General features: G+C 57.4%; 13 protein-coding genes and 1 tRNA gene. 5 read left to right on the forward strand and 9 right to left on the reverse strand.

The genetic code is table 11. From position 1 onward, the window contains the following. The first annotated feature begins 399 nt into the window (after positions 1-399). Genes petA through ACRZ96_RS17130 form a run of 3 tightly spaced genes read left to right on the forward strand, consistent with a single transcriptional unit; the run spans position 400 to position 3,133 of the window. Positions 400-984 (forward strand): ubiquinol-cytochrome c reductase iron-sulfur subunit, encoded by a 585-nt coding sequence (gene petA / locus ACRZ96_RS17120; protein WP_170398293.1) that lies wholly within the window; start codon positions 400-402, stop codon positions 982-984. 14 nt (positions 985-998) lie between these two features. Beyond that, complete coding sequence (petB, locus tag ACRZ96_RS17125; RefSeq protein WP_170398296.1) at positions 999-2,330, forward strand: cytochrome b; 1,332 nt, start codon at positions 999-1,001, stop codon at positions 2,328-2,330. Positions 2,331-2,347: 17 nt separating this feature from the next. Beyond that, positions 2,348-3,133, forward strand: a complete 786-nt coding sequence (locus ACRZ96_RS17130) for a cytochrome c1 (RefSeq protein WP_170398299.1) — start codon at positions 2,348-2,350, stop codon at positions 3,131-3,133. A 144-nt stretch (positions 3,134-3,277) separates the two neighbouring features. Here ACRZ96_RS17130 and mtaB read toward each other — a convergent pair whose 3' ends face one another. Together mtaB and dapF are read right to left on the reverse strand one after the other, a co-directional pair. Beyond that, positions 3,278-4,534 carry a tRNA (N(6)-L-threonylcarbamoyladenosine(37)-C(2))-methylthiotransferase MtaB gene (gene mtaB, locus ACRZ96_RS17135; RefSeq protein ID WP_170648334.1) on the reverse strand — a complete coding sequence of 419 codons (1,257 nt, stop codon included), beginning with the start codon at positions 4,532-4,534 and terminating at the stop codon, positions 3,278-3,280. Beyond that, on the reverse strand, positions 4,531-5,373 hold the full coding sequence (dapF, locus tag ACRZ96_RS17140; protein ID WP_480707432.1) for a diaminopimelate epimerase: 843 nt from the start codon (positions 5,371-5,373) through the stop codon (positions 4,531-4,533). Before dapF ends, mtaB begins: the two co-directional genes overlap by 4 nt. A 209-nt stretch (positions 5,374-5,582) precedes the next feature. On the opposite strand from dapF, the gene ACRZ96_RS17145 reads away from it, so the two are divergent. After that, positions 5,583-5,658: transfer RNA gene (locus ACRZ96_RS17145), tRNA-Lys, on the forward strand. Positions 5,659-5,951: 293 nt separating this feature from the next. On the opposite strand, the gene ACRZ96_RS17150 is transcribed toward ACRZ96_RS17145, so the two are convergent. Further along, positions 5,952-7,220, reverse strand: a complete 1,269-nt coding sequence (locus tag ACRZ96_RS17150) for a cytochrome-c peroxidase (protein ID WP_480707431.1) — start codon at positions 7,218-7,220, stop codon at positions 5,952-5,954. A 15-nt stretch (positions 7,221-7,235) separates the two neighbouring features. On the opposite strand from ACRZ96_RS17150, the gene ACRZ96_RS17155 reads away from it, so the two are divergent. Continuing rightward, positions 7,236-7,706: a tetratricopeptide repeat protein gene (locus ACRZ96_RS17155; RefSeq protein ID WP_480707430.1), complete on the forward strand. Its 471-nt coding sequence runs from the start codon at positions 7,236-7,238 to the stop codon at positions 7,704-7,706. Between the two features lie 30 nt (positions 7,707-7,736). On the opposite strand, the gene ACRZ96_RS17160 is transcribed toward ACRZ96_RS17155, so the two are convergent. From ACRZ96_RS17160 to ACRZ96_RS17185, 6 genes are read right to left on the reverse strand one after another with little or no spacing between them, the layout of a single operon-like run. Next, complete coding sequence (locus ACRZ96_RS17160; protein ID WP_170408182.1) at positions 7,737-8,798, reverse strand: TRAP transporter substrate-binding protein; 1,062 nt, start codon at positions 8,796-8,798, stop codon at positions 7,737-7,739. A 25-nt stretch (positions 8,799-8,823) separates the two neighbouring features. Beyond that, positions 8,824-10,113 carry a TRAP transporter large permease gene (locus tag ACRZ96_RS17165; RefSeq protein WP_170398321.1) on the reverse strand — a complete coding sequence of 430 codons (1,290 nt, stop codon included), beginning with the start codon at positions 10,111-10,113 and terminating at the stop codon, positions 8,824-8,826. Continuing rightward, positions 10,114-10,701 (reverse strand): TRAP transporter small permease, encoded by a 588-nt coding sequence (locus ACRZ96_RS17170; RefSeq protein ID WP_170398319.1) that lies wholly within the window; start codon positions 10,699-10,701, stop codon positions 10,114-10,116. It lies immediately after the preceding gene. A 53-nt stretch (positions 10,702-10,754) separates the two neighbouring features. Further along, entirely contained in the window at positions 10,755-11,270 is a 516-nt protein-coding gene (locus ACRZ96_RS17175) for a flavin reductase family protein (RefSeq protein ID WP_170408253.1), read from the reverse strand. Beyond that, positions 11,270-12,160, reverse strand: coding sequence for an aldo/keto reductase (locus ACRZ96_RS17180; RefSeq protein WP_480707429.1), 891 nt, complete (start codon positions 12,158-12,160; stop codon positions 11,270-11,272). Before ACRZ96_RS17180 ends, ACRZ96_RS17175 begins: the two co-directional genes overlap by 1 nt. Then, a complete protein-coding gene (locus ACRZ96_RS17185) occupies positions 12,160-13,314 on the reverse strand; it encodes an LLM class flavin-dependent oxidoreductase (RefSeq protein WP_480814869.1) in 1,155 nt (384 codons plus the stop codon). Before ACRZ96_RS17185 ends, ACRZ96_RS17180 begins: the two co-directional genes overlap by 1 nt.

Here is a 13,314-nt window from a genome sequence, read left to right on the forward strand (position 1 = left end):
GTGTTTGAAATATCTATTTTATATTAATAATTTAAGAGAAATCGTATCGCGCTAAAATAGAAGGAATACAGTGTTCTTAAGGTAGAGCTGCACGTGAAATCGGCGGCGTTCGCATAGGGTGAGGAGATTTCAATTTGGGGATCTACCAGCGCGGGTCGATGTCGAATCACGTCCCATCTGCCTGGCGCAATTCGCCGCTCTGAGGGTTAAAATCTGCATTTGAGATTGAAATTTTGCCCTTTCACCGTGACATGAATGCTTAGATGCGGCGTATTGCGCGTTTAAGAGCGCTGGACGAACTCTATTCTCCCCGATAGATACCCCGTTTAAGACGCCGCACTTGTGCGGTGCGCGAGCTTTATGCCCGTTCGCGGGCGCCAGATAATCGGAGATAACCTCGTGTCCCAAGCTGAAGACCACGAAGGCACCCGCAGAGATTTCCTCTACTACGTCGCTGGCGGCGCAGGTGTCGTTGCCACCGGGGCTGCCGTTTGGCCCCTGGTAAATCAAATGAACCCATCGGCAGACGTTCAGGCGCTGTCCTCGATCCGTGTGGATGTGAGCGGGGTAGAGCCGGGTACGCAGCTGACTGCAAAGTGGTTGGGTAAGCCTGTTTTCATCCGTCACCGCACAGGTGCCGAGATTCAGGAAGCTCAGGAGCAGGACGCTGAAGGTGTCGACGCGCTGCCTGACCCGCTGGCTCGTAACTTCAACCTGAACGCCGACGCACCAGCGACCGATGCCAATCGCGTCATGCCTTCGCCCGAAGGCGAAGGAGAAGGGGCGTGGATCGTTCAGATGGGTGTTTGTACACACTTGGGTTGTGTGCCGCTTGGCGATGCTGGCGACTTTGGCGGTTGGTTCTGCCCCTGCCACGGCTCGCACTACGATCTTGCCGGTCGTATCCGCAAAGGCCCCGCGCCTGAAAACCTGCCCATTCCGCCCGTTGAATGGGTGGACGCCACCACCATCAAGCTCGGCTAAGGGAGACCTAACTTATGTCCGGAATTCCCCACGATCATTACGAGCCGAAGACAAATGGCGAGAAGTGGCTGAACAGCCGTCTGCCCATCGTCGGCCTGCTTTATGACACCCTGATGATCCCAACCCCCAAGAACCTGAACTGGTGGTGGATCTGGGGCATCGTCCTGGCGTTCTGCCTGGCGTTGCAGATCGTCACCGGTATCGTTCTGGTGATGCACTACACCCCGCATGTTGATCTGGCCTTTGCCAGCATCGAACACATCATGCGCAACGTGAACGGCGGCTATATGCTGCGCTATCTGCACATGAACGGCGCATCGCTGTTCTTTGTAGCAGTCTACATCCACATCTTCCGCGGCCTGTTCTACGGCTCGTACAAAGCCCCGCGTGAGATTACGTGGATCATCGGGATGCTCATTTACCTGATGATGATGGGCACTGCGTTCATGGGCTACGTTCTGCCCTGGGGGCAGATGTCCTTCTGGGGTGCGACCGTGATCACCGGCCTGTTTGGTGCGATCCCGTTTGTTGGTGATGCGATCCAGACCTGGTTGCTGGGCGGACCTGCGGTGGACAACGCCACTCTGAACCGCTTTTTCTCGCTGCACTACCTTCTGCCGTTTGTTATCGCGGCGCTTGTGATCGTGCATATCTGGGCCTTCCACACCACAGGCAACAACAACCCGACAGGTGTTGAGGTTCGCCGTGGCTCGAAAGCCGAGGCAGAGAAAGACACGCTGCCGTTCTGGCCCTATTTCGTGATCAAGGACCTGTTCGCGCTGGCGGTCATTCTGGTCGTGTTCTGGGCCATCGTGGGCTACATGCCGAACTACTTGGGTCACCCGGATAACTACATCGAAGCCAACCCGCTGGTTACTCCTGCGCACATCGTCCCTGAATGGTACTTCCTGCCATTCTACGCGATCCTGCGTGCGTTCACTGGCGAAGTCTGGGTCGTTCAGTTCGCCAGCTTCATCACCGGCGGCATCATCGACGCCAAGTTCTTTGGTGTGATTGCGATGTTTGGTGCGATCCTGGCCATGGCCCTAGCCCCTTGGCTGGACACCTCGACCGTGCGTTCGGGCAAGTATCGTCCGATGTTCAAATGGTGGTTCTACCTTTTGATCATCGACTTCTTTGCTTTAATGTGGCTGGGTGCGATGCCCGCGGAAGAGCCCTATGCGACCTTCTCGCTGATCGCTTCGGCTTACTGGTTCGCCTATTTCTTCGTGATCCTGCCGATCCTGGGTGTCATCGAAAAACCCGAGGCGCAGCCGGAAACCATCGAAGAAGACTTCAACGCGCATTATGGCAAGGCAAACGCCGACGCCACGCCGGCCGAGTAAGAAGAGGGACCGGAAACATGTTCAAGAAACTTGCAATCGGTGCCGCGTTCGCTTTGGCCCTTGCGCCCGCCTCGACTTTTGCGGCAGGTGGCGGTGAGCAGCACATCGAAGATTTCGACTTCTCGTTCGAGGGACCGTTTGGAACCTGGGATCAGAACCAGCTTCAGCGCGGCCTACAGATCTATACCGAGGTCTGCGCAGCCTGCCATGGTCTGCAATATGTACCTCTTCGGACCCTTGAAGATTTGGGGTATTCGGAAGAGCAAGTCATCACCTACGCGGCCGACAACTTCGAGGTGTTCGATCCCGAGCTGGACGATTTCCGCCCGGCAATCCCGACCGACCACTTCCCGGCCAACAACGGTGTCGGCGCGCCTGACCTGAGCCTGATGGCGAAGGCCCGTGCCGGTTTCCATGGTCCTTACGGTCTGGGCATCAACCAGCTGGTCAAAGGCATGGGGGGCGCGGAATATATTGCCTCGCTTCTGGATGGTTATACCGGTGAAGAAAAGGAAGAAGCCGGTACTGTTCTCTATGAGAACAAGGCCTTCCCCGGTGGTTGGATTTCCATGGCTCCGCCGCTGGCAGAAGATCAGGTTGAATTTGCCGACGGACATCCTGCAACCGTTGAGGCAATGTCCGAAGACATAGCAGCCTTCTTGATGTGGAGCGCCGAGCCGAAAATGATGGAGCGCAAAAATGCCGGTTTCGTCGGTGTTCTGTTCCTGACAGTTCTGTCTGTTCTGCTGTACCTTGTGAACAAGCGCCTGTGGGCACCGATAAAGGGCAAACGTCTGGACTAAGGTCGACGTATAACTAAAAACTAAACCCCCGCGCCATCACGGTGACGGGGGTTTTTTTTGTTGCGATGGTGTGGAAGGGGCCAGCCCCTTCTTGGCCTGCGGCCAATTCATCCCCGAGGTATTTTGGGCCAGATGAACAACGGATCACACTTGTAATTGAGCTTTGCTGTGCCCCCGTATCGTCGCGATTACGATCTCGCCTTCGGGTTGGGCGTTGCCGAAGGTTACTTCGGTGAATTGTTCGGTGCGGCCCATTGTGGGATTTTCCATCAGGATATTGTGGGTTTTGCCGATCTGTGCCGTCAGATGCTTGATGACTTGTGCATCGCCAGCGGCGCGTAGGCGCGCGGCGCGTTCTTTGATGACATTGCCGTTGATCTGTTGCGGTATGCGGGCTGCCGGAGTGCCTTCGCGTTTGGAATAGGGGAATACATGCAGCCAGGTCAGGTTGCACTCGGTGACGAGCTTGAGGGAATTCTCGAAATGAGCCTCGGACTCGGTCGGGAAGCCAGCGATGATGTCCGCGCCAAAAGTCATGTCGGGTCGTAATTTGATGGCGTCTTCAGTGAAACGAATCGCATCTTCGCGCAGGTGGCGGCGTTTCATGCGCTTCAGGATCAGATCGTCGCCATGCTGCAAGGACAGATGTAAATGGGGCATCAGGCGCGGCTCGGTCGCGATGGCATGCATCAGGTTCTCGTCGACTTCGATCGAGTCGATTGAGCTGATGCGCAGACGAGACAGATCGGGCACCAGTTTAAGGATGCGCATCACGAGATCGCCCAGTTTCGGCTGAGCGGGCAGATCCGCGCCCCATGAGGTCAGATCGACCCCGGTCAGAACAACTTCGTTGTAGCCCCTATCGACCAATCGTTTGATCTGATCCACCACAACGCCCGCAGGGACGCTGCGAGAATTGCCCCGGCCGTAAGGGATAATACAGAAGGTGCAGCGATGATCGCAGCCATTCTGAACCTGTACATAGGCGCGTGAGCGGGTTCCGAAGCCATCAATCAGATGCCCGGCGGTTTCCGTGACAGACATGATGTCGTCAACCTGAATCGCCTCGGTCTGACCGATGAAATCGGCGGCCATGCCTTTCCAGGTATCCGGTTGCATCTTTTCGGTGTTGCCGATGACCGCGTCTACTTCGTCCATAGCAGCAAAGGTCTGCGGCTCGGTTTGCGCCGCGCACCCGGTGACGATCAGACGTGCCGAGGGGTTTTCGCGGCGCAGCTTGCGAATCTCCTGCCGCGCCTTGCGGACGGCCTCGGCGGTCACCGCGCAGGTGTTGACGATCACAGCATCCGTTAGGCCAGCCTGCTGCGACAGTTCTTTCATCGCTTCGGTCTCATAGGCGTTCAGGCGGCAGCCCAGAGTGCTGAACTTAGGCGGGTTCATTCCAGTGACCTCAGGTATTCAGGCGTCAGCGTGCCCGAAAACACATGGGCTGTGGGTCCCGTCATCCAGACCCCATCCTCGCGCCAGTCGATCCAGATTGTGCCGCCATCCAGGTCAACTTGTACTTTGCGCCCAGTGAGACCTCTGCGTGCTGCAGCGACGGCCGTGGCACAAGACGATGACCCCGAGGCCAGAGTGATCCCCACTCCTCGCTCCCACACCCGCATGCGGATGTGGTCGGGTGTGACTATCTGTGCGACCTGAACATTGGTGCGTTCGGGATAGAGTGGATGGTATTCGTAACGCTCGCCGAACTCTTCCATCGGAATGGCCTCGGCGTTGTCGACAAAGAAAGTGCAGTGCGGGTTGCCCATGCCGGTCGCTGTTGGACCACCTTCTATCGGCAGTTCCAGCGTGTCCATCTCTTCCGCCAGGGGAATCTCGTTCCAAAGAAGTTGGGGGTGCCCCATATTCACCGACGTCAGTCCATCGCCAGCGTCGCGGGCCTGCAGTGTGCCGCGTTCAGTTGTGAGCGTGAGTTCGGATTTGCCCGTCTCGTCCATCAGAAACCGAGCGATACAGCGCGTGGCGTTGCCACACGCAGCCGAAGTCGACCCGTCGACATTGTAGAACACCAGATGCGCATCCGCTTCGCCGCGTTCGATCACCGCCAACTGATCGAATCCCACGCCGAACTGCCGGTGCCCGATTCCCCTGGCAAGGGCCGGGGTGACCGGCACGGCATGCGCGCGCGCATCGACAACGACAAAGTCGTTGCCCAACCCGTGCATCTTCATAAAGGCCAAACCGGTGTCGAGTATCTGTTGCATGGCGGGCATATAACGCCGGTCCGGACATGAATCCACCCTGTCGCGTAGATTCCTGAAAAAAGGGGTTGACCCCCCAGTTCCACCTGCCTAATTAGGCCGCCTATCGGGGCGCCGAACTCATACGAATGACGGCGAACTGAAGTACGAAATAAGGTCTTGAACCCGGTCGGGTATTTACCTTACAGAGTGCTGCGGATCGAAGAGATCCTAAAAAGAGTGGGCCGTTAGCTCAGTTGGTAGAGCAACTGACTTTTAATCAGTGGGTCGCAGGTTCGAATCCTGCACGGCTCACCACTTTTTTCAAAGAAAATAGATGCTTGCCTCCTTGGTGGCAAACCGTCCGTCCGAATGTCAGAGTCGGACGGCAGTTACCGCGTTTACGCGCGTGTATTCCAGATTGGCAACAGAGAAAGAGACCGGTGGAGTACGATAAGCGTCGCTACAAACGCCGTAATCGGATCGAGTTCATATTCGGCAGCCTGAAGGATTGGCGACGCGTAGAGAACCGATATGACCGAAGCCTGGTATTCTTTCTCTCAACAATCGCACTTGGCGCATTAGTTGTTTTCACGCTATGAGACTTGGCTCTAGGGCTCAAACCCATCTGGCACACCGAACAGTGGCGCATCCAGTGTGGTCCCGGTCAATGCACCCATGAACGCCACCAGATCTGCGACCTGGGCATCGGTCAGTTCCAGCGGTTCGATGTCAATTTTCTGGCGATGACGCTCCATCTCGAACCGGTCCTGCCAGACGATGAAATCAACATTCTCAAGCCACGGCACGTTGGGCAGCCCGGCCAAATCAGGGGTCCAGGCAGCGAGGCTCTGAGATGGGTTCAAGTGGTGGCGAATAATGCCTTCCAGATCGGGAAAGGCACCGTTGTGACCATAGGGCGCCGTCTCTGTCACATTGCGCAGCATCGGTGTGCGGAAACGATAGGCGTCCTCAAGACGGTTGCTTTCACCCATATGACCCACGTCGCGGGCATAGGGGTCCCATTGGCGGGTCTTGCCCGGTCCAAATGGCGGCAAGCTCAGCGCGTGGAATTTTTGATCCGATAGCAACGGGCCGGAATGGCAGTTTGCGCAACCTGCCTCACCATAGAACAAGGTCATACCATCGTATTGCTCTGGCGTCAGAGCGGCATGGTCTCCGGCCAGATATTGATCAAACGGGCTGTTGGTGCTGCGCCACTCCAGTGCCATGAATGCGGCCAGCGCGTTGGTGATCTGAGTTATCGTGATGTCCTCGGTCGTGTCGATGTCATCGAACGCCTTGACCATGGCGGGCCCATAGCGCGGATCGGTGCGTACCCGTTTGGCGAGGATCGGCCAGCCCTTGTCGATGCGGTCATGCACCGCGCCGGTGACCTGATTTTCGGCCACATTCCCGGCCATTTCAAACTGCGAAGTCAGCGGGAAAAGCGCCTGCGCGGCCAGCAGCGAATTCAAGCCGTCCGGCAACCACTCCTGCGCGGGTGAGTTGAAACCGTTACCGTAGACGTCAGAGATACTCAGACGGCCATCATGGAAAACCGTGTGAAGTTCCTTTGCACCAAGGTTCCAAAGCCCCGGCGAATTGCGGGGAATTCGCTTGCGGATTTTGTCCGTTCCGATGCCCGGCGTCCGGTCTGGCCCCAAGCCCATCCCGCCTTCTCCGATGCCAAGCGACAAGCCGTCCGAGGTGCCGAAATCCGGGTGATGGCAATGGGCGCAGCTTATGTTCCGGTTTCCCGATAAAATGGAATCGTAAAACAGTTGATGACCGATAGCGGCCTGTTCCATATCAAAGGGGATGAAATCGTCATCCGTCAGCGGGCGCGGCAGATCCTGAGCAGCCACAGTCCCTGCCAAAAGGAAAGAAATCCCATGCGCCAGTTTGTATTTGCCCTTTGCCTTCTCGCGACCCCAGCGCTGGCTGAACTGGAACAAGCACGCGATCTGATGGAGGCCGGAGAGTTTGAGGCTGCGCGCGAAGAGTTGATGCCAGCAGCGCGATCCGGCAATGCCGAAGCCGAGGAGTTGATCGGTGTGATGTACGGGTTGGGACTTGGAGTCGAACAGGACTATGAACGCGCGTTTGAATGGTACTTGCGCGCCTCGATGAAAGGTCATCCCGGAGCGCAATCTGGTATCGGTTGGTACTACGAGTTGGGTCTGGGCATGCCCGCGCCTGATCTGGTTCGAGCGTACATGTGGTATACGCTCAGCGCCATCGGCGGCGACCCCGATGCGGCGATCAGCCTTGAAGAAGTGGTCAAAAAAATGTCGCCGGAGCAGATCGAGAAGGCGCATCTTCTGGTCAACGACTACAAAGGGTGGATGTACCCGTTTCGGTGAGGGCCGGACCCCAGAGCCCGGCCCAGCAATTCAGTTCAGATCCGCATCACGTGAGGCATTAACATCCGCCTCGGCTGCTGCCACAGCGTCAGTCAACGCTACAAAGATCTCATCACCACGTGCCACATTGGACTGGAACCAGTCATAGACCGGGGTTGCGGCTTCTTTGAACGCAGCTTTCTGGTCGGGTGTAAGGACATAAAGGTCACCACCGCCGGCAACGAAATCCTCATACGCCTGGATCGACTTGCGCTTGGGTGAGGCAAAGGTCGCCTGCTGCAGCGCATAAAACCCGTCGACTACCACGCGGCGCATATCTTCTGGCATCTCCTGGAACTTGGCGTTGTTCATCCACCACAGCGCACCCATGTAGGCATGCCCATCCAGCGTGACATATTGCAGGCCTGCATCAGGGAACTTCATACCCATGATGTCAGTGATGCCGTTTTTCGAGCCCTCAACCACGCCGGTCTGGAAGCTGGTGAACAGTTCTGGCCACGGGATCGGGGTCGGTGATGCACCCAGTGCTTTGACCAGCTCCTGCGGCAGGTCGGCAACCACGGTGCGGATTTTCAGACCTTCCATGTCAGCCGGCTCGGCGACACGGCGTTGTGTATTGGCGAAGTTGCGCCAGCCACCTGTATTGCCGATTGTCATCAGACGGATCGCACCGCCGGAATCCTCCAGCGCCATGTCGCGCATCTGCCGGGTGAAATCACCAGATAGGACATGTTCGGCAATGCGGTCATCGGCCATCAGGTAAGGCAGGTCCAGAACCTGCACGTAAGGGAAGATGCCCGAGGCCCCTCCAGAGGTTGAGATGTAGATGTCGATCGTACCGTCTGCCACGCCCTGCAGACACTCAGCACCGTTCGAGCAGAGCTGCGTACCGATGAACAGCTCAACCTCAATGGCTCCGTTCGAGGCCGCCTCAACGTAGTTCTTGAAAACGACCAGACCGTCATAGTCTTCGTCGTTTTCATTCGAGTTTGCTGTGGCGCGTAGCGTGTAGTCGGCGGCTGCCGCGGCAATCGCAGACGCGGCCACTAGCGACGTGGCCACCGCTGCGGTTTTGATAAATCTTCTGAGCATGCGTTTCCTCCCTGTGATACTCAGTTCAGTTTGCAAATCCCGTTATCCTCGGGATCGTCATGGATAGTGCGGGGATGTATGTGATCAAGAAGATCACGATGATTTCGACCGCCAGAAACGGCAGGATTGCCTTGGCGATGGTTTCAACCCGTTCCCGAGACACGGCGGCGGCTACGAACAGCACCAGCCCCATGGGCGGGGTGGCCAGACCGACAGTCAGGTTGACGCTCATGATAATGGCAAAATGGATCGGGTCTACACCGAGGCTGGTGAAGATCGGACCGAGGATCGGGCCAAGGATGATAATAGCGGGGCCTGCATCCAGGAACATTCCGACGATGAACAGCAGCAGGTTGATCAGGAACAGCAGGATCAGCGGGTTTTCCGACAGGCTGAGGATTAGCGAGGCCAGCTGCTCCGGCGCATGGCTAAGACTAACGACCGTCTTGAAGGCCATTGCCGCCCCGACCAACAACAGGACGACAGCTGAGGTCATGCCTGCGTTGCTGAGCACTTCGGGGACTTCTTTCCACGTCAATGTGCGCAGGACGAAGAAACCGATGATGAAGGCATACCCTACGGCGACAGCGGCAGCCTCGGTCGGGGTAAAGATGCCACCCAGTATTCCGCCCAGGATGATCACAGGGGTCATCAGTGGGAAGAACGCCTTTAGGCTGGCCTGACGGCGTTCCGGCCAAGTGTATTTACGGCTGGCGACCGGGAAGTCGTAGCGATCCGCCATCAGCTTGATCATGAGCATCAAACCGACACCGACCATGACCCCAGGCACGATGCCAGCGAGAAAGAGCGCAGCCACACTTTCACCCATGACATAGGCATAGATGATCATGATGCCCGAGGGCGGGATGATCGGCCCGATCACCGAACTGGCTGCCGTGATCGCGGCGGCAAATTTGCGGGTATAGCCTTGCTTCTCCATCGCCGGGATCAGCATTGACCCAAGCGCCGAAGTATCAGCGACAGCGGACCCTGAAAGGCCCGCGAACAGGATCGAGCTGAGGACGTTCACATGCGCAAGGCCGCCCCGCAGGTGGCCCATCAGGGCCTGGCTGAACTCCACAAGTCGGATGGTAATGCCGCCCCGGTTCATCAGTTCTCCGGCCAGCATGAAGAAAGGGATCGCCATCAGCGGGAAGCTATCCATACCGTTATAGACATTGCGATAGAGCAGCGTAATGTCGTTGGTCTGACCGCTAAGCCATAGCAGAATGCCGGGCGCTGCCAGCAGTGCGAAAAAGACCGGCAGGCCGATCAGCAGGAAAATCAGGAAGGTGGGCAGGAACCAAATCAGCATTTATTCAGCCCCCACCGCAGCTTCGGGAATTTCAGGCAAAAGATGTGCTCCGCCCAGCATGGTTACTATCGACCGCAAGATCAGTTCGATATTGACCGAGATCAGCAGGATGATCCCAACCAGCAGCGAGGCCATCATCCAACTGCGCGGAATACGGTACCATTCATCGAACCCGAAAGAGGTAGGCAGGTACAACGCCGCAGTGGCGAACCGGCCACCAAAGCCCGTAACCTCAGACCAGCCGATATTGACCGCAACCAGCAACACGGCCAGCGAGATCAGCAGCAGGAACAAATTGAGCGATTGACCAAGCACGCGCGGCAGGAAACGTGCAAGCATATCGATGGCGACGAACCCTCCGCGACGGAAAGCTGTGGGGGCCATCAGGCCCGTCATCCAGAGCATGCAGAACCGGGCAGCCTCATCCGGCCATGGCAGGGCGTTACCCAAGACATATCGGAAGAACACCTGAATCAGGATCGCGATAACCATAACTGCAATCGCAACAACACCGACCGCGCGGCCCAGACGCAGCACGGTTTCGTTCACGAATGCAATCGGCGTCAACGCCGATGCCAGTCCGCCCATGCGGATCCTCCCACTGTCAGCTGCGGGTTTGACCCGCAGTCTTCATATCGCGCTTAGCTCTGCGCGAATTGGCCGAGTTTTCCGGCAAAGAACGTCAGCGCGTCTCCATCCGCCATGCTGACTTTCAGAACTTTGCCCACCACGATCACATGATCGCCTGCATCGTGATAAGCGTGCTGCTCGCATTCGAACCGGGCAAGACTACCCGGCAACAACGGGGTGCCGTTTTCACAACGGTCATGTTCGATATCACGCAGCGCATGGGCGTCTTTTGAACAGCCAAAGCACAGCTCGGCCTGTTCAGCAGACAGAACGTGCACACTGAAATGACGCGCCGCGTGAAAATAACGAAACCGGCGCGAATTGCGGTCGCCCGCCCACATCACCAGCGGCGGATCCAGCGACAGGGACGAAAAGCTGTTGGCGGTAATGCAGATTGGCCCATCCTCACTGTCGCAGGTCACGACAGTAACTCCGGTGGCAAAACGGCCAAAAGCATCGCGCAGGGTTCGCGTGTCGTCCTTATGCGGGACGAATGTATGGTTCATATCGCGCGAGATTGCGTTCATCATGGCACCTCATGTCCCAGCGCCGCCTCATACAGGCGGTACCAGCTTTCACGATCCAGCTTGACCTTCAACGCATCCGACGCGCGCTTGATACGGCCCAGATTATTTGTGCCCAGAACAGGCAGAATGTTTGCCGGATGCGCGAGCAGGAAGGCGACGGCCACAGCGGCTCGGTCCACACCAAATTCTGCGGCGATCTCATCTGCAACAACACCGACCGGAGGGTTTCCGGCCATCAAAAGGCCCCCGCCAAGCGGGGACCACGCCATCAGCGGATGTCCATGCTGTTGATGGAACGCCAGATCGCCGTTAGTAAACGGACCGATCTCTCCAAGCGAGATTTCAATCTGATTGGTGACCAACTGGGTTTTCATTGCCGACTGCAGCAGAGACCAATCCCAAGGGCGGAAGTTTGACACGCCTACAGCCCCGACCTTGCCACTCGCAACCACCTCGTCCAGCGCTGCACCGGTTTCAGTGTGGTCCATCATTGGATCAGGGCGGTGGATCAATAGCAGGTCGATGTGGTCAATCGCCATTTCCGACAGAGACGTATCCACCGATTTCAGAACATGCGCGCGCGACGTGTCGTAGTATTTGACCTTGGCCTCCGCATAGCGACCCATTGGCGCGACGATGTCACATTTGGTGACGATCTCCATCTTCTGGCGCAGGCTGGGATTGGCGCGCAAGGCGTTGCCCAGAACAGCTTCGGCTGCGTATCCACCGTAGATATCTGCCTGGTCGAAGGTGGTGATCCCTTGATCCAGACAAGCCTGTATCTTGGCCTCGACATGCGCTGTCGAGGTGTCACTGTCATCACCCAAGCGCCACATGCCATAGACAAGGCGGCTCATTTCCAGCGTGTCAGATAGTTTCACACGTTGCATTAGCGACGAACTCCGTTGCCCAGCGGGGTTGCCGGGGTGGTTGCTGGCACGCGCCCGTAGGCTTCGGGAAGCGAGCAGGTTTTCAGGTTGGGCATCACGCGGGAGCCAAAATGCTTGGCCTCGTCGATGTGCGGATAGCCCGAAAAGATGAAGGCGCGAATGCCCATCTTCTGATACTCTTCGATTTTAGACATAACTTGATCGGTCGAACCGACCAGCGCAGCACCACAGCCCGACCGTGCGCGTCCGACGCCGGTCCAAAGGCCGGGTTCGACATAACCATACTCATCCGCCAGATCGCGGTTCTTGGATTGATGCGCCACACCCAATGATGTCGCGTCCAACGCCCGCTCGCGGATCGCGCGACCGTATTCGTCATCCAGTTTCGAGACGATGTAGTCGGCGTATTCCTGTGCCTCAGCCTCGGTATCCCGCACGATCATGTGGACGCGCAGGCCGTAGTCCAGAGTACGATTGTAATTCTCGGCAACTGCATGAACGGCTTTCATCCGCTCGGCCAACTGATCCTTTGTTTCCGGCCACATCAGGTAGACATCGCAATGTTCACCGCACAGGTCCAAAGCAGACGGCGAGTAGCCGCCGAAATACAGCAGTGGGCCACCGGTCTGGTAAGGCCGAGCCGGGTCGGTGGTCAGGCCTGAAAAGTTATAGACCTCGCCCGCATGGTTGATTTCGTCCTGCGTCCAGGCCTGTTTCAGGATCTCGACCACTTCGCGCGAACGCTGATAGCGGTACGCACTGTCGGCTTTCTCGCCCGGGAAATCGGACGAGATGATGTTAACCGTCAGCCGCCCCTTTAGCATGTGGTCCAGCGTCGCGATGGTACGGGCCAGCATGATGGGCTGCATTTCGCCACAGCGCACGGCGGCCAGCAGGTTGATCTTTTCAGTGATCGGGGCGCAGCCTGCAACAAAGCTCAACGTATCCTGACCGACCTGGTACGATGACGGACACAGGATGTTGCGAAAGCCTTGCGCCTCGGCCTCTTTCACGATGCCTAAACAATGCTCCCAACTGGATCGCAGATCACCATCGGGCACACCCAGAAACTGGTAGTCATCCGAGCAAAGCGCTGCAAACCACGAAACCTCGGCCGCATCCAGGTCGGGGGATGTGATGGGGACGATGGTCAT

Source organism: Ruegeria sp. CF1, assembly GCF_056537445.1.

Excerpts from the sequence above, each read along its gene's own strand:
- petB (WP_170398296.1), top strand. The coding sequence starts at position 999 with ATGTCCGGAATTCCCCACGATCATTACGAGCCGAAGACAAATGGCGAG.
- ACRZ96_RS17130 (WP_170398299.1), top strand. The coding sequence starts at position 2,348 with ATGTTCAAGAAACTTGCAATCGGTGCCGCGTTCGCTTTGGCCCTTGCG.
- mtaB (WP_170648334.1), bottom strand. The coding sequence starts at position 4,534 with ATGAACCCGCCTAAGTTCAGCACTCTGGGCTGCCGCCTGAACGCCTAT.
- dapF (WP_480707432.1), bottom strand. The coding sequence starts at position 5,373 with ATGCCCGCCATGCAACAGATACTCGACACCGGTTTGGCCTTTATGAAG.
- ACRZ96_RS17155 (WP_480707430.1), top strand. The coding sequence starts at position 7,236 with ATGCGCCAGTTTGTATTTGCCCTTTGCCTTCTCGCGACCCCAGCGCTG.
- ACRZ96_RS17160 (WP_170408182.1), bottom strand. The coding sequence starts at position 8,798 with ATGCTCAGAAGATTTATCAAAACCGCAGCGGTGGCCACGTCGCTAGTG.
- ACRZ96_RS17165 (WP_170398321.1), bottom strand. The coding sequence starts at position 10,113 with ATGCTGATTTGGTTCCTGCCCACCTTCCTGATTTTCCTGCTGATCGGC.
- ACRZ96_RS17170 (WP_170398319.1), bottom strand. The coding sequence starts at position 10,701 with ATGGGCGGACTGGCATCGGCGTTGACGCCGATTGCATTCGTGAACGAA.
- ACRZ96_RS17175 (WP_170408253.1), bottom strand. The coding sequence starts at position 11,270 with ATGAACGCAATCTCGCGCGATATGAACCATACATTCGTCCCGCATAAG.
- ACRZ96_RS17180 (WP_480707429.1), bottom strand. The coding sequence starts at position 12,160 with ATGCAACGTGTGAAACTATCTGACACGCTGGAAATGAGCCGCCTTGTC.
- ACRZ96_RS17185 (WP_480814869.1), bottom strand. The coding sequence starts at position 13,314 with ATGACCATCGTCCCCATCACATCCCCCGACCTGGATGCGGCCGAGGTT.